Raw genomic sequence first — 20,921 nt, forward strand, 5'->3', positions numbered from 1 at the left:
TCATAATTCCCACTAGATGAGAAATGTATTCAACAAATATTCATTAATAGTATTGCCTTAAACTTTCCACAACTTTCATAATTTATCGAAATATTCGCTAGTTTTACCGTGAAGTTTATAAATCTTCTATGTATAATAGATATATATTTAAGTAAAGGGTGGGGTTTGTATGGAGAATTATCGCTTTACGGCTTTTGAAAAAACTGGGGAAACATTATTTGATGAAACTTGGACATTCGAAAACGATGAGGCTGCAAAAATCAGCGGTTTACAGCAGATCGAAGAAAAAGGTGTTGCCAACAAAACTCATCGTCTTGTTAACTCTTCGGGTAAATTAATCTTATTTCATGTCTAAAAATGGCTAGTAAAAGGCACGTAGTACAATTTACTACGCGCCTTTTAGGCCAACAGATGTTTTTTGCGCAAAATCGTAGCGGTAGCAACATGATGTTGGTCACTCAGTCATTGCCACAGGACGTGGCGGGTGTTTGGACACCCAATGAAAGAAGTTAAATCTATTTTCCTACAAAAGCAGGTGCTCTTTTCTCTACAAATGCATGAATTCCCTCTAAATGATCCGTCGTTTTACGCATCGCTTCTTGCCCCGCTGCTTCCATAGATAAAATACTCTCTAGTTGCGGTAAATTTTGAGCATGTAGAATTTTTTTAGTCGTAATCATCGATGCAATTGGAGAAGCAAGCATTTTTCCTACTAGTTGGTCAGTAATCGCAAAAACAGTCCCATCTGGTGCAACGTAGTCAATTAACCCTTCATCATGTGCTTCCGATGCAGTTAGCACCTTTCCTTCCCAAATCATTTGTTTAGCTTTGACTGTACCCACACGTTCCTTCATAAAGAAATGGCCACCACCATCAGGGATCAGCCCTATGCCGATGAAGTTCATAGCAAGCTTACTATTTTCACATGCCACCACTATGTCTGCCCCTAGCGCTAGACTAAAGCCTAATCCAGCTGATGCTCCATGAACCGCTGCAATGACAATCATCGGTAGCTGGTAATATGCTTTGACAATACGTGTTAAGTAAACCATTGCCTCATTAATATTAAGTGGCTTATCTGGATCTAGCATCGCTTTAATATCGCCACCTGCTGAAAAGACTTTTCCTTCTCCGCGAATAACGAGAATTTGTATTTCTTGTTCTTGCTGTAGTGCCTCAAAGCATTCTGCTAGTTCGCGCATCATCACGTCGTCCATAGCATTCATGGCATGTGGACGATTTAATGTTAATGTTGCACGGCGTTCTAATTTCTCTAATGTAATCGTTGAAAATTCCATCCCAACACCCCCAAATATGAATAGTCATTCACTATGTACTATTCGTGTTTTTTTAGAAAACTCCTTCTATCCTACGCAAAATTGCACTTGTTATGCTATATTTAATGACGAATATTGATTTAAAGGTGGTTAATAATTGTGACACAGAAAGACTATCGTGTATTACTTTATTATAAATATATAGCTATTGAAGACCCTGTGGCATTCGCAGAGGAACATTTAGCACTTTGTAAAGATATCGGGCTTCTTGGTCGTATTTTAGTTGGCTATGAAGGCATTAACGGAACCGTTTCAGGTACAGTCGAGCAAACTGATGCTTACATGAATCATATGAAGGCAGATCCTCGTTTTAGCGACATTATGTGGAAAATTGATGAAGCTGAAGAGGATACCTTTAAAAAAATGCATGTTCGCCCACGTCGAGAAATTGTGCACCTTGGTTTAGAAGACGATATTAATCCTTTAGAAATAACAGGCGATTATTTATCACCAAAGGAATTTATGGAACGTATGCAGGAAGATAATACGGTAGTTATTGATGCACGCAATGATTATGAATATGACCTTGGACATTTCCGTGGCGCTATTCGTCCAGATATAGAAAACTTCCGTGACTTACCAGCTTGGATGGAGGCCCACAAAGAAGATTTTGCTGACAAGAAAGTTTTAACTTACTGCACAGGTGGTATCCGCTGCGAAAAATTCTCTGGCTGGTTAAAACGTGAAGGCTATGGAGAAAGTGTTGGCCAATTACATGGTGGTATTGCCACGTATGCTAAAGATCCTGAAGTAAAAGGCCAACTATGGGATGGGCAAATGTTCGTCTTTGATCGTCGTCGCAGTGTACCCATTAATCAGGTTGAGCATGTGATTGTCGGTAAGGATTTCTTTACTGGTGAACCGACAGAACGTTATACAAACTGTGCAAATCCTGAATGCCATAAATTAATGCTTTGCGAGGAAAAGCATGAGGCCTTTTATATGCGTAGCTGTTCAGACGAATGCCGCCGCGCAAAACGTAACTTCTTCGTTGAAGAGAATGGTTGGACAAAAGAGCAAATTGAGGAACAAATCGCTAAAATCGCTCAAGTTCAAAATTCTTCTTTATAAGAAAAAAGAGCATCATCCATTTTGTGGTGATGCTCTTTCATATTTTTGAGGATTTATTCATTGTCTGTAAAGGAATAAACTTAATCGACATACCCGAGCGATTTTCCACACTTAAATTTCCTTCATTCTCCTTTTGCTAAGTAACGCCCTACCTGACGACCACTAAATAAACAACCTCCAACAAACGTCCCCTCTAATGCACGGTATCCATGTACACCGCCGCCACCAAAACCACTAACTTCTCCAGCTGCAAATAAACCTGGTACAGGCTGACCATCCGCATCTAACACAGCACCATTCAAATTCGTCTGTAAGCCCCCTAATGTTTTACGCGTTAAAATATTTAAGCGAACCGCAATAAGTGGCCAATTGTTAGGATCTAATATTTTATGGGGCTTCGCAACGCGCACAAATTTATCACCTACATAGTTTCTTGCGCCATGAATAGCATTAACCTGTAAGTCCTTTGAAAATTTATTGTCCATTTCACGATCCCTTGCTAAAATTTGCTCTTTTATTTTGATAAAATCGAGAAGGTCATTGCCAGCCAATTTGTTCATTCCATCAACTAATTCCTTTAAATCATTAGCAATAACAAAATCTTCACCATAATTTTTAAATGCTTGAATGGGAGCAGGTGGCCCTGGCAAAACACGTTTCAGAACATCCATAATACTTTTATTTGTTAAATCAGGATTTTGCTCAGAGCCCGATAAGGCAAATTCTTTTTCAATAATTTTTTCCGTTAAAATAAACCATGAGTAATCATAGCCAGTTTTTTGAATGGCTTCTAATGTACTTAACGTATCAAAACCAGGAAAATTAGGTGCTTTAAATCGATTGCCCTCTGCATCAAACCATAATGATGAAGGGCCCGGCAAAATTCGAATACCGTGATTGGGCCAAATAGGGTCCCAATTTTTCAAGCCTTCTGTATAATGCCACATGCGGTCTCGATTAACGATACGTCCACCGGCATGCTCCGTAATTTCTAACATTCTACCGTCTACATAAGCAGGTACACCACAGACCATATTTTTCGGTGGTGTTCCAAGTCGTGTTGGCCAACTTTTTCTAACTAAATCAAAATTTGCACCTATTCCACCGCTGGCCACAATAACCGCTCCAGCTTCATAAGAAAATTCACCTATGCCCAATCTAGAGCTTTTTTCACCACGGTTTGCATAGCTTTGCGCCAAAACTGTTCCACTAATCCCCGTTATCCTTCCATCTTGTTGCATAAATTCATCTACACGATGTCTTGGTTTAAAATCTATAAAACCATTCTTTATGGCCTTTTTCACTTTTTCAACAAAAGGCTTTACAATACCTGGTCCGGTTCCCCAAACGATATGGAATCTAGGTACTGAATTACCGTGGCCGCCTGCTAAGGATCCCCCTCGTTCTGCCCAACCGACGACTGGAAAAAACTTAATTCCCATAGACTTTAACCAGCTATATTTTTCACCAGCTGCAAAATCTACATAAGCTCTAGCCCATTTGTATGCCCACGAATCTTCATCCTCCAAGCGATCGAAGCCAGCCGTTCCTTGCCAATCCTGCCACGCAAGCTCTTTACTATCTTTAATACCAAGCCTTCTTTGCTCGGGTGAATTCACTAAAAAAATACCCCCAAAGGACCAAAATGCCTGTCCCCCCATTGAATTTTCAGGTTCTTGATCTACTAATAGAATTTTTTTCTTTGCATCCGCTAACTCACAGGCAGCTACTAACCCTGCCAATCCTGCACCGACAATTGCTACATCATACATCATTCTACACCCCCTAAAAATCAATCTTCCTTACTTACATTCTTCTCTAATTGACGGTTTACCTTCTACACATCGTAATTTCGACAAAATTGTGACAAGAAAAAAATGTTCGCTTTCCTCCACTAAACAAAGAAAGTTTCCATCGTATAATTTTCGACCTCAAATATTTGTTAAACGTGCATGTAATCTGACTTAACATATATCGGTAGCGCTTTCATTGTCCTCTCTTGAAACACGAACAATTAATTATGTTCAATGAATAAACGTTCGTATTTGGTTGTATTTCAGACATCTGGAGTCATGAATTTTAATCTTTTTCAGAAATAATGTTGACAAAGGTGAACAATAAGGATTATGATGTTAACAATTAAATCACACGAAAATATAACGACGGAGACACGCTAGTCGCTAGAAAATCCAAAGAGAGCTGATGGTTGGTGTAAATCAGTGATTTCTACGATAATAGTTCCACTCCTGAATAGATAAGCCGAACATCTCCAAAGTAAGCTTATCCGTCACATGCACGTTACGCATATAGCTAAGACTGCTAGAAATTTTTTAAGCAGTGATTAAGGGTGGTACCGCGAACCAATGTTTATTATGCCTTTCGCCCCTTACAACACAATATTTGTGTTTGTAAGGCGCGGAGGGCTTTTTTATTGTTCATTTCTACAAAGGAGATTTGTATAGTATAAGATGTACTATCTCCGTAAAATTCAGACTGTTTTGTCTATAAAGAACACTAACATTTTTTAATTAAAAGGAGCTAATTACAAATGACTACATTACAAATGACTACTGCAACAAAGGCAATTAACGTATTTATCGCTGACCCACTAAGTGAAGATGGTATTTTCCCACTACGACAAGAACAAGACCTAGACTTAAATATCATTGTTGATACTGGTCTTGCACCAGAAGAATTAATCGCAAAAATTGCAGATGTAGATGTTTTACTAGTACGTTCTCAAACAACGGTAACACGTGAAGTAATTGAAGCGGCTAAAAACTTAAAACTTATCGGACGTGCTGGAGTAGGTGTAGACAACATCGATCTAACTGCTGCAACTGAACATGGGATTATCGTTGTAAATGCACCAGACGGTAACACTAACTCTGCTGCTGAGCACACTATTGCCATGATGACTTCACTTGCTCGTCACATCCCACAAGCATTCAATACACTTAAAAATGGTAAATGGGATCGTAAATCTTATGTTGGGGTTGAGCTTAAAAATAAAACTTTAGGTGTTGTAGGCTTCGGTCGTATCGGTGTTGAAGTTGCATATCGTGCAAAAGGTCAACGCATGAACGTTATGGCATACGATCCATTCCTAACAGATGAACGTGCTAAAGAATTAGGGGTAACAAAATCAACAGTTGAAGAAATTTGTGCAGCTGCAGATTTCATTACAGTACACACACCACTTCTTCCTGAGACACGCAACCTAATTAACAAAGAAAAATTCGCTATGATGAAAAATGGCGTGCGTATCATTAACTGTGCACGTGGCGGTATTATCAATGAGGATGATTTATATGATGCAATCGTTGAAGGAAAAGTAGCTGGTGCTGCTCTTGACGTATTCGTAACTGAGCCAGCAACAGATCACAAGCTACTTACTTTACCAGAAGTAATTGCAACACCTCACTTAGGTGCATCTACAATTGAAGCACAAGAATCAGTAGCGGTTGACGTTTCAAACGACATCATTAAATTCTATAAAACAGGTACTGTAACTAACCCAGTGAACATGCCATCTATTCCAAAAGAGTTGCTTGCACAAGTGGAGCCTTTCTTTGAATTAGCTGAAAAACTTGGTTCATTCTTATCTCAACTAACAACTGAGCCTGTGAAAGAAATCAACTTATCTTATGCTGGTGAAGTTGCAAATTATGATGTTCGTCCATTAACATCAAACGCGTTAAAAGGCTTATTATCTAAAAATCACGGTAATCATGTTAATGACGTAAATGCCCGTTACCTATCTGAACGTATCGGCATGAAAATAAATGAGCATAAAACAACAACTGCTAAAGGCTTCACTAGCTTAATTACGATTGAAATTAAAACAGTTAACGAAACACATACAGTTGCTGGTACATTATTAAATGGTTTAGGTGCACGTATTGTTAAAGTAGAAGACTATGTTGTTGACGTTATTCCACAAGGTCACCTTCTTTACATTAAAAACACAGACAAACCAGGTGCAATCGGCCGCGTAGCAACGAAGCTAGCAGAAAAAGATGTGAACATCGCAACAATGCAAGTTGGTCGTGCACAAGTTGGTGGAACAGCTGTCATGATGTTAACAGTCGATAATGCTGTATCAGAAGAAGATCTAACATTCGTTGCACAGCTTGAAAATATTGATGAAGTAAGAGCGATTAACCTATAATAGATTAATTGATAGAGGCCGGGACATAACTGGTCAAAACCTTAAAAAGCGTGAGAAATCAATTTTAGAAACGTTGATTTCTCACGCTTTTCCGATGTGGAATTTTTTAAATTTGTCGTAAAAACATACTTATGTCCCAGCCTCTTCTTATTTTTTTGGTACTTCACAATAACGTTAGGTTGATGTCCGTTCCGACTGAGTGCTTTCCTGGGGACATACGGCGGGCAGCGAAAGCGAAGCGACAGCAACATGGTTTTGACTGTGCGAAAGCGAAGCGACAGCAACATGGTTTTGACTGTGCGAAAGCGAAACGACAGCAACAACAACATGGGGTTTATCTGTGCGAATTGTTAGGGAAAATCGGATATGTTAAAATAAAAAAATATTTCGAAGCAATGATTTTGAAACCATTGGTTGCTTTTAAAAGTTTTATATCGTTTTAGGAGAGTAGCAATTATGAAAAAAAATATAATCTACTTTGCAATAGGAAGTAGTATTTTATTATTGTTTTATACAGTATTTAAGCTTATCGGGAATGAATCTTCTAAGTTAGCATTAATAACATATGGGTCATTTACAGTCATCTTTATTTATTCACTCATTTATTCATTCCAAAAAAAATGGGTTCCAATTATTATTCAATTAATAACACTACTCATAGTACTTGTAGTGCCACCATTGATTAGAACAGAAGTGAATTTTTATTTTTATAAAGATGATAGAGATGAAATCATTAGTATGTTAGTCAATGGGGAAATAAAAAAAGAAGCAAATAGATACGGAGCTAAAGGTTTTTACTCGTATTACACTCCCCCGCAATATATTGATGCGGTTAAATCTGAGACGATCAGAGTAGGTATGCATTCGAAAGATCATTTTTTTGTCTATTTCCAATCAGCTGAACCCCCCTTTATGGATATGCAGGGTTTACAGGAAGGATTTATTTTTTCATCCACAGGTAAATTTCCGACTGCTAAAGAGTTTGATTATTATAGTGATTACAAAAAAATAGATGATCACTGGTATTTCGTATCAAGTGATGTTAACAGATTTGAGAAATCATGTTTGTTTTTATGTGAATAATTAAGTAAGAGATAAGAAGTTGACATTCAGTAGGAATTTTGAGATATTACTCACTTATTCAAGTGTATATAGAAAAAGCGTATTTTGATCAATCTTTTTTCAAAATACGCTTTTTCTATTTGCTTGGAGAGTTCTGCGGGATGAGCTTGCGCTAAAAGCACTGCAGAAAGCGTCAACTCGGAGTGAAAATCAACCCTTGTTTATGAATACACCCAAATCAGTACATTTTAGCTTATAGCTTATTTATAAGTTCTAATAATGCAGTTAAAGAATCAACTTCATATGTTGGTGTAACAACGCCATTTGGCGCATTGTTTTCACGATTAATCCAAACGTTGCGCATACCAACACGGGATGAGCCTAAAATATCAGTATTTAAATTATCTCCAACCATGATCGCATCGTCTGCTGTAATACTTACCTTCTCCATTACATGTTCGAAAATAGAGGCATCTGGTTTCCCTTTGCCAAAGTCCCCAGAGATAATGATATGGTCAAAATATGGGGCGATTTCTGGTGTTATTTCAAGCTTTAAATTTTGTAAACTTGGTGCTCCATTTGTCAGTAATACGAGTTGATACTTTCCTTTCAGCTTATCTAGCACATCAAAAGTATCTTCATATAAGAATGGAGACACATTACGCTCTGCCACAAAGCGCTCCCCTAGCTCCGCCCCTAGTTGTGTATCATCCATGCCAAGAGCCAATAAGCCTTTTGTCCATGCTTCTGTACGATAGCCTGGTACGATGTTTTTCATTTTCTGGAAAGAATCTGTTGGATCATCGAATGTTCCCCAAAGTCCTTCAAATGGGTTAATGCCGATTAACACCGTGTAATCATATGTTTCATAGCCTTCGTAAAGTGCACGTGCTTCTTTACGCACAGCGTCCTCAAGCTCAGCCGGATTCACATTATGTAGTGTTGCTGCGTATTCACATGTTTTTTCAAATGCTGTTTTAACGGATTTTTTATCCCATAATAGCGTATCATCTAAATCAAAAATAATTGTGTTAATTGACATTGTGTCAGCTCCTAGCTTCCTATTAGTATAATTATTTTAGCATATATTCAAAATATTTAGCATAGCGTTTTTAGTTTTTCATGCTTCGATTTGAACAGCAAAAATTTAGGCTCATCACCATAACGTAGGGGTGATGTCCATTCCACCTGGGGTCGTCCCAATTGCAATGAAAATCATGACATACGCTTTTACAAATGCCATCCCTAACTTTAAGTGATGAGCCTAATCCTAGCCTCTTCTACTATTGATTTTTTCTACGCAATCTATCCATTAAGCTTTGTATATCAGCCTTTTTCTGCTCCGTTTCTTCTTTTAAAATTCCAATCTGGTAGATGCCGTCTATTTCTTCAATTAGCACACGAGCGCCTACTTGCACTGGTTTATTCATAGTAGACTGTAAAATGATTAGCTGCTCCTCTTCCTCTGGGTACTTCAAAAAAACTGCATATCCATCTTCAATACGGTCTAAGGTGTATTTAGTCGAGCTCACTAACAATATCCCCTTTCGCATTACGTAATTGTGCAGCATCCCCATCATTCAGCCAAATCTGTTTCTTTGTCCATTTTAAATAGTTTTGACCTTCTCGTGCATTTGAGCCACTAGTGACATACATCGTTTTCCCTGGTTGCAATGTCACATTGGGAAAGTTAAAAACTTGATGCCCTTCAATTGATATAAGCTGCCAATCTTTTAAGGACACTGCTTCATTACCGTTATTTTTAATGTCTACAATTTCTTCTATTAAATCTTTATTAACAATTTCAACAGTTGCACTCGTAGTTGGTGGTGCTGTTGGTGATGAGGCGATGGTTCCAGACCATTCTTTCGAATTCACCTCATAGTTTACCCCATCTGTTGATACGATAACAGTTCCCGCTTCTGCAGTTGCGTAAATTTCACTGCCAATTGCTTGTAATCGCTCAACTACTTCAGCATGAGGATGACCATACTTATTGCCCTCTCCATAGCTTAAAATTGCCACTTCAGGATGTACTTTCTGAATGAACTCCGCAGAGCTACTCGTGTTAGATCCATGATGACCTGCCTTTAAGATCGTTGCTTTCACATCGTCCTGCATCATCTCTTTTTCTAACGCTACCCCCGCGTCAGCTGTTAATAAAAATGATACATTGCCATATGCAAGTTTTAAAACAATAGAAGCATCATTATTATCTGTTGCATTTTCATTGGCGTTTAACACCTTCACATTTATATCATCATCAAATGTAATACGATCGCCGGTTTTCGGAACATTATAAGGAATATTCTTCGTATCAATAAGTGTCAGCATCTCTTCAAAAGTTTGAGATGTATGTACCTTCCCTGAATCATAAAATTGTCCAATATCTATCGAATTCAACACAGGAATTAAACCACCAATATGGTCTGCATCAGGATGGGTTGCGACCACTATATCAAGCTTGTTCACACCGAGTTCCTTCAAATACGAAACAACCTTTTGACCGGCTCCTTTAACGCCTCCATCAACAAGCATTGTTTTGCCGTTTGGCGATTCAATAAAAATCGAATCTCCTTGCCCTACATCAATAAAATGTACGCGCATTTCATGTCCCGCAGTGACGGATACTTTCTTCGTATTTGACGCCTCCGTACAGCCTGCTAATAAAAAAATACAAAGGAGCATTACTATTAATTTTTTCATTTCTAACTTCCTTTCTACTTTTCTATTATACAAAAAAGAGAGCTACCGATGGGCTGGGGGCGTTCGCTGAGTCGCAAGATCAACTTACAACGGATCAAAGTTATACCCATTTTGTATATAATGCTCAACCATTTTCTTAGTTTTCATGCGAATAAAATAATAAGGCTCTTGTATTGCCTGCGAAACACTAATAGCCTCATCTACTAATGATTCAACTACAGTGAAATGTTCAAGTAATGCAGGTTTATCATTTTCATCTATCGCCCCCGACAATAACACAGCGTGTACACTCGCTAATGTTGCAGCCTTTGCCACACCTAATGGCGCTTTCCCATGTAATGTTTGGCGATCTGATTTTCCTTCACCTGTCATTACAAACTCGGCACCTTCTAAATGCTTTTTTAACTGTACTGCATTCATCACAATCTCAATACCTGCATGAAAACTGCCGTTTAAAAAGGCGATTAACGCGCCTCCCATTCCACCTGCAGCGCCTGCCCCTTTGTAATCGTGTAATCGAATACCAACATGCTTTTCAACAATGTCCGCAAACTGCTTTAAGCAGCTATCAAAATAAGCAATTTGATGCTCTTTAACACCTTTTTGAGGCCCAAAAATAGCTGTTGCCCCTCGCTCTCCAATCAGTGGATTATCAACATCACAGGCAATAATAAATTTTGCTTCAGCTAATCGAGAATCTAGCTGACTGTCATCAATTGAGGATAAATCTAATAGTGCCGATACTCCATCAGCAATTAAGGTGCCATCTTCTTTTTTTAGTTGCAATCCAAGTGCCTTTAACATGCCTATACCAGCATCATTTGTCGCACTACCGCCGATTCCGACAATAAATTTTCTAAACCCTTTATCAAGAGCCGCCTCGATTAGCTGCCCCGTCCCATACGTCGATGCAAGCTCAGGATTTCTTTCGTCATCCTGCAACAGCATGATGCCAGATGCCTGAGCCATTTCAATAACACATGTTTCATTATCACCAAGCACACCGTATCTCGCTTCAATTTCTCTTCCCAATGGATTAAGCACACGGTGCGAAAAATATTGACCTTCTGTTGAAGTAACAAGTGCTTCTAGTGTACCTTCTCCACCGTCTGCAACTGGTAAAATGACTGTTTCAATCGATGGATCAACGTCCAATACTCCTGCCTGCATGGCACTAGCTACCTCGATGGCCGACAAAGTTCCCTTATAGGAATCTGGACTAATAACGACTTTCATGTTATACCTCCACTCATTTTAGTTAGACGCTTATCATCATTATAATTCAGACTAAAAACATTCCTGAGCTTTTATCGGAATACTTTTTAGCTTTATCGGGATGTTTCATGGATTTATCGGAATAAAAAAAGGCAACCTGAAAAACATCAGACTGCCATCTTGTTTATGCCTTATATAATTCATCTAAAAACTCAATTTTTTTACCGATCGCCTCTTCAAACGTCATGATGTAGGCAGCAGGATCTTTTGGATTATGGAACTGTGTAATCTTTCCTGTCTCAGGATGAACAAATTTAGAGGAGGCTCCACAGCCAATCCCTAGAATAGTCTGTACTTCTTCCATGATGACAATATTATAGATACTTTCTTCTCCAGCTTTACTGTAGCCGACATTTTCTAAATTACCTAAAATATTTTTTTGACGATATAAATAGTACGGTACATATTCATTTTCCTTCGTCCATACTTGCGCCATATGCATCATTTCTGCAACAGTATCACGGTCTGCTACCTTGTACTTATCCTTATTACGTGTCATTTCTGATGCACGTTTAAATGATAATGTGTGTACTGTTAGCGATTCTGGCTGCATTTTTGCAGATTCATCTAATGAATTTTGGAACTCTTCAATCCCTTCATTCGGTAAACCAATAATTAAATCCATATTAATATTATTCATGCCTGATTCACGCGCTAACCAGAACTTATCAATTGTTTCTTGTACCGTATGATGGCGACCAATTGCTTTAAGGGTCTCATCTGTGTAAGATTGTGGATTAACACTTATTCGGTCAATGCCCCATTTTTTTAACACTTCTAGTTTTTCAGGCGTAATCGTATCAGGTCTGCCCGCTTCAACAGTTACTTCACGGATTGTATCAGGATTTGGGAAGGAGTCATACATCGTCTGATACAATGCATCCATTTCATCCGCCTCGATTGATGTCGGTGTACCACCACCCCAATAAATGGACGTTATTTTCATATTATTGTCCTTCAGCCATTTACCCATTTCACGTAATTCGATATGCAATCCATCTAAAAATGTTGCAACTCGCCCTTGCTTGCGATTGCTGCCAATCGCATACGCTGGGAAAGTACAATAAGCACATTTAGTCGGGCAAAAAGGAATGCCTATATAAATACTTATTTCTTTACCGATTTCATCTATATCAGGAATCGTTACTAACTGACGTTCAACTATTTCTTTTAGTAGCGCTACCTTTTCCTCTGACAAACGGAAATCACGAATTAGGATATCAGCAATTTCTTCATCTCTTTTTCCGGCCATTCGAAATTTATGGTACAACTTAGTCGGACGTACGCCCGTTAAAATTCCCCACTGTTGTTGCATGCCCGTATGTTGCTCTAGCACATCTAAAAATACGTGTGACAAAGCACGCTTCATACGAATATTTAGCTCACGTCCTTCAGCCCCAGATTCGTATTGAATACGGTAATCATTCGTATAACGCTTACCATCTACCTCAAGCACAGCTTTTGTAGAAATGGAAAAATCATCACCAATGTTATATTCAAATGACACTGTCATATCTGTTCCTTCAGCTTCTACTTTTAACTTGGAATCCTCAAAAAATAAATTCGCAATATGATTTAATACGCGAATCCAATCCTCAGGATATTTTTGATCTATGTGAATAATTTTCATTGTCTTCGCTCTTTTCTCTCAAAAATTACAGCACCAATAGTTTAACAAATTTTTATCACGTTAAGCAAAGCTACACTTAATAACAGAACATTCCGTTTATTGATACAAAAAATCCATTTTGAAAAATTTATCAAAATGGATTCTTATCTTTTATCTTTCAATAGCCGCGTTTGTTTTGAAACTTTCTTCTTTTAGTTTAAGAATTTTTCTTAATTCCATGCTTACTTTCTCCAAGCTTTCCATATCAGGAATAAAATAAGATACTTTGTCGATATACTGATCTTCGCCTTTTATTTCTATCGTTTTCGTAGATATGTTTTTAGCATTCAAATATTGCTTTTGAAGTGCGTAAATCTCTTCAAGGTCTAAATCTGTTTCTACGTTTTTTCCTAAAATATCTGCAATTTGACCAATTTTAAATATTGTATTCGTCGATTTTGCTTGATCAATTGTTGCAGTCAAAAATTGTCTTTGTCTTTCTTCACGAGAGTATGAAGCATTTATAGGTCTGTATCTCATTCTTACAAATGCAAGTGCCTCTTCCCCGTTTAAATGCGACTCTCCTTTATGAAAATCTATCCGTTTTTTATCGTAAATATTATCTTCCCAAAAATCCTCTTTTACATCTACTGTTACTCCACCTAAAGCATCGACAATATCTCTAAAGCCATCAAAGTTTACCGCAATAAAGTTATCTATCGGTATATTAAGGAATTTTTCAACTGTCTCTAATTGAAGTTTAATTGCCCCATAGTCTGTAATCGATCCATAATTATAAGCGGCATTGATTTTATGTACACCTGTATATTCCCCTGCATTTTCTATGTTAACTCTTGCATCCCTAGGCACTGTAATTAAGCTAATTTCAGATGTATCCGGCTCCAAGGTAATGACCATTTGAGTGTCTGCTCGACCATTTTCCGCTTCACTAGAGTAATCTTCAACACCTAATAAAAAAATGGAGATAGGATCTTTTTTAAATGAAACATCCTCTTCCCTTAGCTCTGATTTATTTCCATCTCTTTTTAAATCGACCTTTGAACTATCATAGGCATTTTTAAATTTAACAAACGCATAAGCTCCATAACTAGTTACGGTTAATAGTAAAATTACGATTACTATTAAAGTTATTTTTACTATTTTATTTTTAGGTTTCGCTTTTTTAGACCTTAATTTTCTTTCCACACAAAATCCTCTCTTCCATTAAAGTAACCATCTTCATTGATTAAGACGATAAATGCTCTCACAAGTTTCCTGCAATGATTATCTTTGGGAATATAATCAAATATTTATTTAAAATAACAGTTAAGAAAGTGAATGAATTCAGCATTTTTAAGGCGCAAAAAACCCATACAAAGGTAGGCACCTTAATATGGGTCTCTAAATTATTTTAAATATTCCTCTACAAATTCAACTGGTACATATGTTTTATATGCTTCTAGAAAAGCAGGTGCTGTATTAAGTGGGCGTAATGCTTTGTTATAACCAAACATTTTCTCTCCAAGTGTAATTGTGTAAGATAGATTACCTTTTGATACAATCGCGCCTTTACTTGTTGACTCTACTTTATAGCCAAGCTTTTCGGCAATCAAACGCAACGGAACCATTTTTGTTCCATCTACTTCATAGTAATCTGTCGCGATAATTTGTGCTATTTCCGCTTCTACAGTATTTTCTGTTGGATTTTCAGACTCGTCATCAAGAACAATTATTTTCGAAGGAGTTGTCTGAGCTGGGATACTTTTTGTTGAAGCTGTATAGAAAACTACTAAATTTTTCTCTATTAAGTCTTTCGCTGCAACTTTCTCTCCCTTTGAATTGATAAGCTCTGTATTTTCGCCAATGGTTAACTTCAACATTTCATAAGTATTCGTTAAGTTTTCAAAGAAGTAATCAACTTCAACAAATCCAGCTTCCTCAGTTTCAACAATGACAACATCAGGATTGAATTGTGGTGGATAAATTAATTTTTGTGGCTTGTTTGCGAATGTATAAGCTACTATTTTATCTCCTTTTTTAAGTTCCACTTTTTTACCTGTATTATCGAAAACAAGTGTATCCTTTGTGATTTCTAAAATGTTTGTTTGATCACCATCTTGTACTGTGAAGTATGTAATATTTTCACTTGAATTCACTTTTTCAACCGTTCCATAGGTATTGTTGAAGATGTGTACAGGATCAATTTGGATTTGTGGTACTTGTTGTTGTGCGTCTGTTGAATTTTCATTTGCTGAAGCGACTGGTATTACTACACTTCCAAATAATAATGCTGTCATTGCTACGGGTGCAATTTTTTTCATGTTCATAAAATCTCTCCTTATTATTAGGTTCATAGTAGTAGTAGTTTCAGTATGGTAAAAGTTTCATTAAAAATGGAGAATTTATGATAATAACCGTTTTTTTAGTCAATATCTATTATAATTAGCAATAAAGAATGGAATATTTGGCCTATTACCAATAGCATAGGGTTGATTTCTGTTCCTTTTTAACAAGTTTCGTCCCCAACTTTTGGTGATGAATTTACTAATTTTATAGAAGTAAGGAGATACTATGTTGAAAAAATGGATAATTCCACTATTGTTTCTAAGTTTTTCGTTATTTGCTTGCGAGGATCAGTCATCAGAAAAACCTGATGTTTCTAACGAGTCAACAAAGAATGACAAATTACCCTACACGACAGAAGAGTGGAAGCAACAAGCTTTAGATAGTACATGGTACAAAAACTTAACAATCCCAAGTGAAGAAGTTTTTGTAGAAATGATTGACTTTGAAGGAGATGAAGTCCCAGAACTCTTCATTAGTTATAGCGGTACTAATTACGGTTATATTATCGGTCATTATAATAAGAAACGCGAAGCTTGGGAACAATGGAATTCTCAACAATATGAAACGACAATTCATGGAGATTTCCGTTTTAAGGGTATCTTCAAGGACGAAGACAAAAAAGATATTGCATTAATAATCGATTTTGAAGCTGGTGCTTCAGGCAATTTAGAAGTTCTCCATTTACTTAAAGTAGCAGACGATGGTAGTAACATTATTAGCGGTCAATCCTATAGGCTCTATGAGAATAGTGAGTTAACAGTAGATACCTCTAAAAATACCTTTACTATTCAAGCAGGAGACTTTTTAGAGCATTTTACACTTCATGACCATGCTATAACTAGTGAAAATAGTACAACAAACTTATATTCTGGGTTACCAATCATTCAAAATTCTAAACTGCTAAAATTGTTAAATCATGATTTCTTTAAAACTGACATTATTTTTGGTGATACATATCCGATCGCTAAGGGGAAAGCCGGCTTGCCAAAAGGCGAGGATTATTATGAGGGGGGTCTTTGTTCTTTTTATGATAATTACTTTTTCTGTTTAGCTGAGGAAGAGGTACCTGTTAGTCATTATTATCTGTCAAATTTCAAAAATGTTACAAAAGAATCATTAGAGGAAGTCATAGGTCAAGCTATTCAAATTTCTTCTTATGAGAGATATGGAGATCCTGATGATATCGTATATTATGCAAATTTTGAATTTGATAATATTTATTTCCAAGGTGAATTTAATCATGATCAAAGTAACGCTGAGCTAACTAGTCTCTCATTAGGGATTAATGCTATAGAATAGTAAAAAACCACCTTGTCACTGAACTGCGCCCAATTGTTAGACACACCATCTAACAATTGAGTGTGCATTTCAAAATACTGGTAGTTCTCTTTTGGAGTTTCCAGTATCTACTCCTTTACAATTTCCTTTAACCCTGTAATATCGATACCGTTTAGTGCCTGAGTTGCAAGGCGGTCGGCTTCAGAATTTTCTTTACGTGCTATCAGCTTGTACTCTGGCTGAATACTAAGCTCCTCTAGCTTTGCATCGATTTTATCTGCCCAGCTAGATAAATTCTTTTCTAGCGCTGGCCATTCCCCACTCAATTGATTGATCACTACTTGGGAATCACCAGTGAAACAAACGGGCAAATGATGAACGTTCAATAGCTCAAGCTCAACTAATCCTAAATAAAGTGCTGCATATTCTGCTTCATTGTTAGATTTAAGCTCCGACGAAAAAGAATTTTGTCTTAATCGATATGGCTTGCCATTTTGTTCATAATAAATCACACAGCCCAGCCCCGATTGATATGTCGCACGATCAAAACCACCATCAAAATAAACTGTAATATTGTGTGGCTCAGTGTCAATTTCCTTTAAATATGCCTTGAGTTCCTTTAAAGACCAACTTGTATCCTGTCGATCGATACAATGCAGTGATTTTACTCTCCCTGTTCGCTCCATGTCCTCTGCAAGTAGTAATGCTTGAGCTGCTGGCATTTCTTCTGAACGCAAAACAGTTTCCGCACCCTTTTTCGCTTTATAAGTCCATTCGATGATGACATGCATAGTATAACCTCCGATGATAGTGAGCCATAAATTGAAAACGTGCTCCGACTTGCGGAAACACGTTTTCTTCTTACTTGTTATATGTGCAACTAATAGTACTTTTATGCCTACGCTTTTTCAGGACTCTGAACTTGGCTATTAAAATTCTTCATACAATGTTTGAATAGGTTTTATTAAAATTCGATTTACCTCTTCGATGATCTTACTTAAATTCATTTCTGCCTCAAGCATTGCAGTAATTTTTGTATTTTGCTGTGCAAGCTGTGCAGCTTTCTGCGCATATACAAGTTCATCTTCCAGAATATCTTCACCAGCTAATTGCTTTTTCTGTAGGTCAATTTGAACCTTACGGAAATTTTTGAATAGATTTAATGCCTCTTCATCTTCTTTAACAACTTTCACTGCTGCTTCCAAAGCTTCAAATTCAGGTGTTTTACGAAAAGCTGCCTCTAACGTATTAATTTCATTGTAAATATTATTCATCAACATAATTCTCCTTTTTAAATAAAGTAAACAATTAATCCTTGCACAATCCCAATCAATCCACCAAGAACTGCACCAAGTACTGTAATCATTTTAAACTCACGCTTTGAAATACCTAGTACAAGCTCCTCTAATTTCTCCACAGGGAAAGAATCAACCTGCTCACGTACTACTTCTTGTAAATTTAGACGTTTCAATACATCTTCTAATTTGTCTTCAGCTTTTACAAAAGCTTTTTCGATAGCTTGGGGAATTACTGTTTCCTTCATCCACGAATTCCCTTCTGGCCAATAATGCGAAATAGGATAATTCAAGCGTTCTTCAATTGCTAATTGTTCTTTTACGTAAGTTTGTAATTTGGATAATATGGCTTCAAAGCGAATATCTTGTAAGAAATCCATTGCTGGGCGATCTTTTAATTTCTCCAATTCCTGCGTAAAAATTTTCGTTAGTAATGTTGAAGTTCCTGGTGCCTGTAAAAATTTCACAAGCTCACGCTGAACCTTTGCCACGAGTGAAGAAGAATCACCTAAAAACATATTTATCATTCCACCAAGTGATCCTTTTGACGATAAGAAGTCATCAATCATCGCCTTAATTGTCAGTTCGCCCTCGGGTGATAAAAAATAATCCTCACCCTTTTCTAAAATATGATCAACCGCTACTGGTATCTTTGCATCAATCGTTTCTTGAATGTCTGCTGATAAAAGTGTACGAATTGATTTCGTAGATAGTGTATTCTTAACTGATTCAAATTGTCCCTCAACAATTGCTTCTACCTTCTGTTCAATTGTTGCTGGCATATTAGAAAATCCAGCTAATGATAGCCAATCCTGAATTGTTTTATCATTTGTAAAAATCGTTTCTTCTACCTTTGTTTGTACAAACTGTTCTACCTTTTCCTGAATATCCTTTGAGAAAAATTTCTTTCTAAAAGTTTCAGGTGTTAACAAATAATTTACAACCGTTAGCCCAAGTTGCTTCGCTAATTCGTCACGTCGTTTTGGAATAAGGCCTGGAGTAAAAGGTACTCGCCAATTTTTAATATATATAGCGTTATGTGGTCGAAAAAGCATTTTGATGGCTAAGTGATTCGTTACACCACCAATTGCAGCTCCAATGACTGCCATAAATATTAATGTCACTAGAAAATTATCCATTAGTATCCTCTCATTTCAATTGTATTCACTATTGGCGTTTTTTGTCGCCTGCTGCACTCATTATAGCAGAGCAATGATTTTCTACGAAAGAAATACCCCCTGTTAAAGTATGATGATTCACTATTTTTATCCTTCTTCATTAATTTGCAGATACTGATTTCCGATACGAACTTTAAACTTATTCAATATATAAGTTGATCTTCGTTATGATTAGGCGACTCCTTGGGGATCAGCAATAGAGGAACGCGAGTGAAGCGGCTCATCGGACGCCCTAGGAAGCTTTGCTCTGTGCGAAAGCGTAGTTCTAACGTAGCGGCAGCATCAACAAATGTTTTCTGTAGTGAAAGCGAAGCGACAGCTACAAAGCGCCCAATCGGAACGGAAATCAACACATGTTATGATTATGCCTATGCATATAAATAGCAACTTACAAGCGTCTGTAAAGTGAATAGTTGCAAAATTACCACTATCCTTGAATAATATTAACTACATATATAAGAAATGGGGTTTGGTTATGATTCAGCATTTTAGCTTTAAGCCTTTATTTGAAAATTCTCAGCTTCCAGGTTGGTCCATCTCGTTCTTTTATCAACGCGAACGTTATTCAGCGGAGTACTTAAAAGATGGCGTTATACAATGGAAAAGCTCTATCCCTCCTAACGAAGAGGAAGTAAGAAAAATGATTCATGAGCTTATGTTGTACCATGTTTACGACTAATAAAAGTAATACTTTTCAACACTCACACTATATAAATATACCTATTTTTCACTATTTCTAGCACTGCTATTATCTTATAATTGTTTAAATATGTTGAAATTCCCTTATCCTTCTTATACATTTATGTTATCATGTATTAAAGGGATTTTATGCAGGAGGCTATTTCTATGAGTAAAGTCACTCTTTCTGATGACATAAACAGTTATAATTCAAAACCATTAATTCGTGCAAAAGTAAAAGAATTTTTCCCCGAATTTTCAGCTAAAATTTTCGAGCTAGCGAATGAGGCTGAAGTTATTGATAGTAAAAAATTCGAAGCTCTTTCTGGCTTTAAAAGTGATTTCTACACGGAATACTGCAGTCAATTAAAAGGATTTTTCGATTCTTCTGCTAGTACTTTCGGAAAAAGACCTGTAAAAAATATGTTTTTAACATATAAGGGCACTAATTATATTTTCACAAAACAAGGTATAGCAGAAAAAGCACCTATTACAATTTCTCTTTATTCAGGTGAAATCCCGGTAAAAGAAACGCTACACGATGTGGAAAAAGCGTGCTTGAAATACGCTTTCAACAATAATTAAATAATGCAGAAGGAGCCATCTCATACGAAAATGGCTCCTTTTTTGTTGAAAACTATTTTTAAAATTAGTCGTCTCTTCATTTTTCCTACAAAAACATATGTTGTTGCTGCCGCTACGCTTTCGCACAAAGAACATATGCTGAAGTTTCGTTTTATCACTTTAAATGAAAGTGACTTGCCAGCACATATATATTATGCAGAATGGTTGATCTTCGTTAAGACTGGGCGACTTCTTGGGGATCAGCGATATTCTACAATCGAGTAGGAGGGAGTGATTAGCTCCCGACCTCTCACACCACCGTACGTACGGATCCGTATACGGCGGTTCAAT

At 37.0% G+C, this 20,921-nt stretch carries 20 protein-coding genes and 1 other annotated feature; of the genes, 8 read left to right on the forward strand and 12 right to left on the reverse strand.

All coding sequences use genetic code 11. The annotated features are described in order from the left end of the window. Positions 1 to 169: 169 nt before the first annotated feature. The gene (locus tag AC3WSK_RS20830; protein WP_079563325.1) at positions 170 to 355 is read left to right on the forward strand and encodes a YhzD family protein; all 186 of its coding nucleotides are present in this window, start codon (positions 170 to 172) and stop codon (positions 353 to 355) included. 160 nt (positions 356 to 515) lie between these two features. Here AC3WSK_RS20830 and AC3WSK_RS20835 read toward each other — a convergent pair whose 3' ends face one another. Further along, positions 516 to 1,298, reverse strand: coding sequence for an enoyl-CoA hydratase (locus tag AC3WSK_RS20835; RefSeq protein WP_079563324.1), 783 nt, complete (start codon positions 1,296 to 1,298; stop codon positions 516 to 518). A 138-nt stretch (positions 1,299 to 1,436) separates the two neighbouring features. Between AC3WSK_RS20835 and trhO the strand changes: the two genes are divergently transcribed. Then, positions 1,437 to 2,408: an oxygen-dependent tRNA uridine(34) hydroxylase TrhO gene (trhO, locus tag AC3WSK_RS20840; RefSeq protein ID WP_079563323.1), complete on the forward strand. Its 972-nt coding sequence runs from the start codon at positions 1,437 to 1,439 to the stop codon at positions 2,406 to 2,408. Positions 2,409 to 2,530: 122 nt separating this feature from the next. Here the strand turns inward: trhO and AC3WSK_RS20845 are convergent, their stop codons facing one another. After that, entirely contained in the window at positions 2,531 to 4,183 is a 1,653-nt protein-coding gene (locus AC3WSK_RS20845; protein WP_492414441.1) for an FAD-binding dehydrogenase, read from the reverse strand. Positions 4,184 to 4,558: 375 nt separating this feature from the next. Next, positions 4,559 to 4,798 (forward strand) — a binding site (T-box leader). A 173-nt stretch (positions 4,799 to 4,971) separates the two neighbouring features. Here AC3WSK_RS20845 and serA point away from each other — a divergent pair. Together serA and AC3WSK_RS20855 are read left to right on the forward strand one after the other, a co-directional pair. Next, complete coding sequence (gene serA, locus AC3WSK_RS20850; protein WP_094075119.1) at positions 4,972 to 6,579, forward strand: phosphoglycerate dehydrogenase; 1,608 nt, start codon at positions 4,972 to 4,974, stop codon at positions 6,577 to 6,579. Positions 6,580 to 7,035: 456 nt separating this feature from the next. Further along, on the forward strand, positions 7,036 to 7,662 hold the full coding sequence (locus tag AC3WSK_RS20855; protein ID WP_079563319.1) for a hypothetical protein: 627 nt from the start codon (positions 7,036 to 7,038) through the stop codon (positions 7,660 to 7,662). Between the two features lie 232 nt (positions 7,663 to 7,894). Here AC3WSK_RS20855 and AC3WSK_RS20860 read toward each other — a convergent pair whose 3' ends face one another. The 7 genes from AC3WSK_RS20860 to AC3WSK_RS20890 all read right to left on the reverse strand — a co-directional run bounded on the left by AC3WSK_RS20860 (position 7,895) and on the right by AC3WSK_RS20890 (position 15,558). Further along, a complete protein-coding gene (locus AC3WSK_RS20860; RefSeq protein WP_492414442.1) occupies positions 7,895 to 8,683 on the reverse strand; it encodes an HAD family hydrolase in 789 nt (262 codons plus the stop codon). A 241-nt stretch (positions 8,684 to 8,924) separates the two neighbouring features. Then, positions 8,925 to 9,173 (reverse strand): DUF3006 domain-containing protein, encoded by a 249-nt coding sequence (locus AC3WSK_RS20865; protein WP_079563317.1) that lies wholly within the window; start codon positions 9,171 to 9,173, stop codon positions 8,925 to 8,927. After that, a complete protein-coding gene (locus AC3WSK_RS20870; protein WP_492414443.1) occupies positions 9,160 to 10,347 on the reverse strand; it encodes an MBL fold metallo-hydrolase in 1,188 nt (395 codons plus the stop codon). The genes AC3WSK_RS20865 and AC3WSK_RS20870 overlap by 14 nt, the downstream gene beginning before the upstream one ends. A gap of 84 nt (positions 10,348 to 10,431) precedes the next feature. Then, positions 10,432 to 11,583 carry a glycerate kinase gene (locus AC3WSK_RS20875; protein ID WP_492414444.1) on the reverse strand — a complete coding sequence of 384 codons (1,152 nt, stop codon included), beginning with the start codon at positions 11,581 to 11,583 and terminating at the stop codon, positions 10,432 to 10,434. Between the two features lie 163 nt (positions 11,584 to 11,746). Then, a complete protein-coding gene (locus tag AC3WSK_RS20880) occupies positions 11,747 to 13,252 on the reverse strand; it encodes a coproporphyrinogen III oxidase (protein ID WP_492414445.1) in 1,506 nt (501 codons plus the stop codon). 150 nt (positions 13,253 to 13,402) lie between these two features. Next, positions 13,403 to 14,437 carry an LCP family protein gene (locus tag AC3WSK_RS20885; protein WP_079563313.1) on the reverse strand — a complete coding sequence of 345 codons (1,035 nt, stop codon included), beginning with the start codon at positions 14,435 to 14,437 and terminating at the stop codon, positions 13,403 to 13,405. 200 nt (positions 14,438 to 14,637) lie between these two features. Then, complete coding sequence (locus tag AC3WSK_RS20890) at positions 14,638 to 15,558, reverse strand: stalk domain-containing protein (protein WP_079563312.1); 921 nt, start codon at positions 15,556 to 15,558, stop codon at positions 14,638 to 14,640. Between the two features lie 244 nt (positions 15,559 to 15,802). On the opposite strand from AC3WSK_RS20890, the gene AC3WSK_RS20895 reads away from it, so the two are divergent. Beyond that, entirely contained in the window at positions 15,803 to 16,876 is a 1,074-nt protein-coding gene (locus AC3WSK_RS20895) for a hypothetical protein (RefSeq protein ID WP_427484006.1), read from the forward strand. A 107-nt stretch (positions 16,877 to 16,983) separates the two neighbouring features. Here AC3WSK_RS20895 and AC3WSK_RS20900 read toward each other — a convergent pair whose 3' ends face one another. The 3 genes from AC3WSK_RS20900 to AC3WSK_RS20910 form a co-directional block, all read right to left on the reverse strand. Further along, complete coding sequence (locus AC3WSK_RS20900; RefSeq protein WP_349661974.1) at positions 16,984 to 17,646, reverse strand: ribonuclease H family protein; 663 nt, start codon at positions 17,644 to 17,646, stop codon at positions 16,984 to 16,986. A 138-nt stretch (positions 17,647 to 17,784) separates the two neighbouring features. Then, entirely contained in the window at positions 17,785 to 18,129 is a 345-nt protein-coding gene (locus tag AC3WSK_RS20905) for a YlbF family regulator (RefSeq protein WP_079563309.1), read from the reverse strand. A gap of 17 nt (positions 18,130 to 18,146) precedes the next feature. Beyond that, positions 18,147 to 19,289 carry a DUF445 domain-containing protein gene (locus AC3WSK_RS20910; RefSeq protein WP_427484007.1) on the reverse strand — a complete coding sequence of 381 codons (1,143 nt, stop codon included), beginning with the start codon at positions 19,287 to 19,289 and terminating at the stop codon, positions 18,147 to 18,149. A 288-nt stretch (positions 19,290 to 19,577) separates the two neighbouring features. Between AC3WSK_RS20910 and AC3WSK_RS20915 the strand changes: the two genes are divergently transcribed. The 3 genes from AC3WSK_RS20915 (at position 19,578) to AC3WSK_RS20925 (ending at position 20,591) form a co-directional block, all read left to right on the forward strand. Continuing rightward, positions 19,578 to 19,712 (forward strand): hypothetical protein, encoded by a 135-nt coding sequence (locus AC3WSK_RS20915; RefSeq protein WP_427484008.1) that lies wholly within the window; start codon positions 19,578 to 19,580, stop codon positions 19,710 to 19,712. 91 nt (positions 19,713 to 19,803) lie between these two features. After that, positions 19,804 to 20,007, forward strand: a complete 204-nt coding sequence (locus AC3WSK_RS20920) for a YheE family protein (protein WP_427484009.1) — start codon at positions 19,804 to 19,806, stop codon at positions 20,005 to 20,007. A gap of 167 nt (positions 20,008 to 20,174) precedes the next feature. Continuing rightward, positions 20,175 to 20,591, forward strand: coding sequence for a hypothetical protein (locus AC3WSK_RS20925; RefSeq protein ID WP_079563306.1), 417 nt, complete (start codon positions 20,175 to 20,177; stop codon positions 20,589 to 20,591). The last annotated feature ends 330 nt before the right edge of the window (positions 20,592 to 20,921 follow it).

This window comes from Lysinibacillus sp. EB271-A1-10B, assembly GCF_058791335.1.

What these genes read in the sequence shown, in the direction of transcription:
- AC3WSK_RS20925 (WP_079563306.1), top strand. Translation starts at nt 20,175, where the DNA reads ATGAGTAAAGTCACTCTTTCTGATGACATAAACAGTTATAATTCAAAA.
- AC3WSK_RS20890 (WP_079563312.1), bottom strand. Translation starts at nt 15,558, where the DNA reads ATGAACATGAAAAAAATTGCACCCGTAGCAATGACAGCATTATTATTT.
- AC3WSK_RS20880 (WP_492414445.1), bottom strand. Translation starts at nt 13,252, where the DNA reads ATGAAAATTATTCACATAGATCAAAAATATCCTGAGGATTGGATTCGC.
- AC3WSK_RS20895 (WP_427484006.1), top strand. Translation starts at nt 15,803, where the DNA reads ATGTTGAAAAAATGGATAATTCCACTATTGTTTCTAAGTTTTTCGTTA.
- AC3WSK_RS20870 (WP_492414443.1), bottom strand. Translation starts at nt 10,347, where the DNA reads ATGAAAAAATTAATAGTAATGCTCCTTTGTATTTTTTTATTAGCAGGC.
- AC3WSK_RS20845 (WP_492414441.1), bottom strand. Translation starts at nt 4,183, where the DNA reads ATGATGTATGATGTAGCAATTGTCGGTGCAGGATTGGCAGGGTTAGTA.
- AC3WSK_RS20855 (WP_079563319.1), top strand. Translation starts at nt 7,036, where the DNA reads ATGAAAAAAAATATAATCTACTTTGCAATAGGAAGTAGTATTTTATTA.
- AC3WSK_RS20830 (WP_079563325.1), top strand. Translation starts at nt 170, where the DNA reads ATGGAGAATTATCGCTTTACGGCTTTTGAAAAAACTGGGGAAACATTA.
- AC3WSK_RS20905 (WP_079563309.1), bottom strand. Translation starts at nt 18,129, where the DNA reads ATGAATAATATTTACAATGAAATTAATACGTTAGAGGCAGCTTTTCGT.
- AC3WSK_RS20860 (WP_492414442.1), bottom strand. Translation starts at nt 8,683, where the DNA reads ATGTCAATTAACACAATTATTTTTGATTTAGATGATACGCTATTATGG.
- serA (WP_094075119.1), top strand. Translation starts at nt 4,972, where the DNA reads ATGACTACTGCAACAAAGGCAATTAACGTATTTATCGCTGACCCACTA.
- AC3WSK_RS20875 (WP_492414444.1), bottom strand. Translation starts at nt 11,583, where the DNA reads ATGAAAGTCGTTATTAGTCCAGATTCCTATAAGGGAACTTTGTCGGCC.
- AC3WSK_RS20920 (WP_427484009.1), top strand. Translation starts at nt 19,804, where the DNA reads ATGATTCAGCATTTTAGCTTTAAGCCTTTATTTGAAAATTCTCAGCTT.
- AC3WSK_RS20835 (WP_079563324.1), bottom strand. Translation starts at nt 1,298, where the DNA reads ATGGAATTTTCAACGATTACATTAGAGAAATTAGAACGCCGTGCAACA.
- AC3WSK_RS20900 (WP_349661974.1), bottom strand. Translation starts at nt 17,646, where the DNA reads ATGCATGTCATCATCGAATGGACTTATAAAGCGAAAAAGGGTGCGGAA.
- AC3WSK_RS20910 (WP_427484007.1), bottom strand. Translation starts at nt 19,289, where the DNA reads ATGGATAATTTTCTAGTGACATTAATATTTATGGCAGTCATTGGAGCT.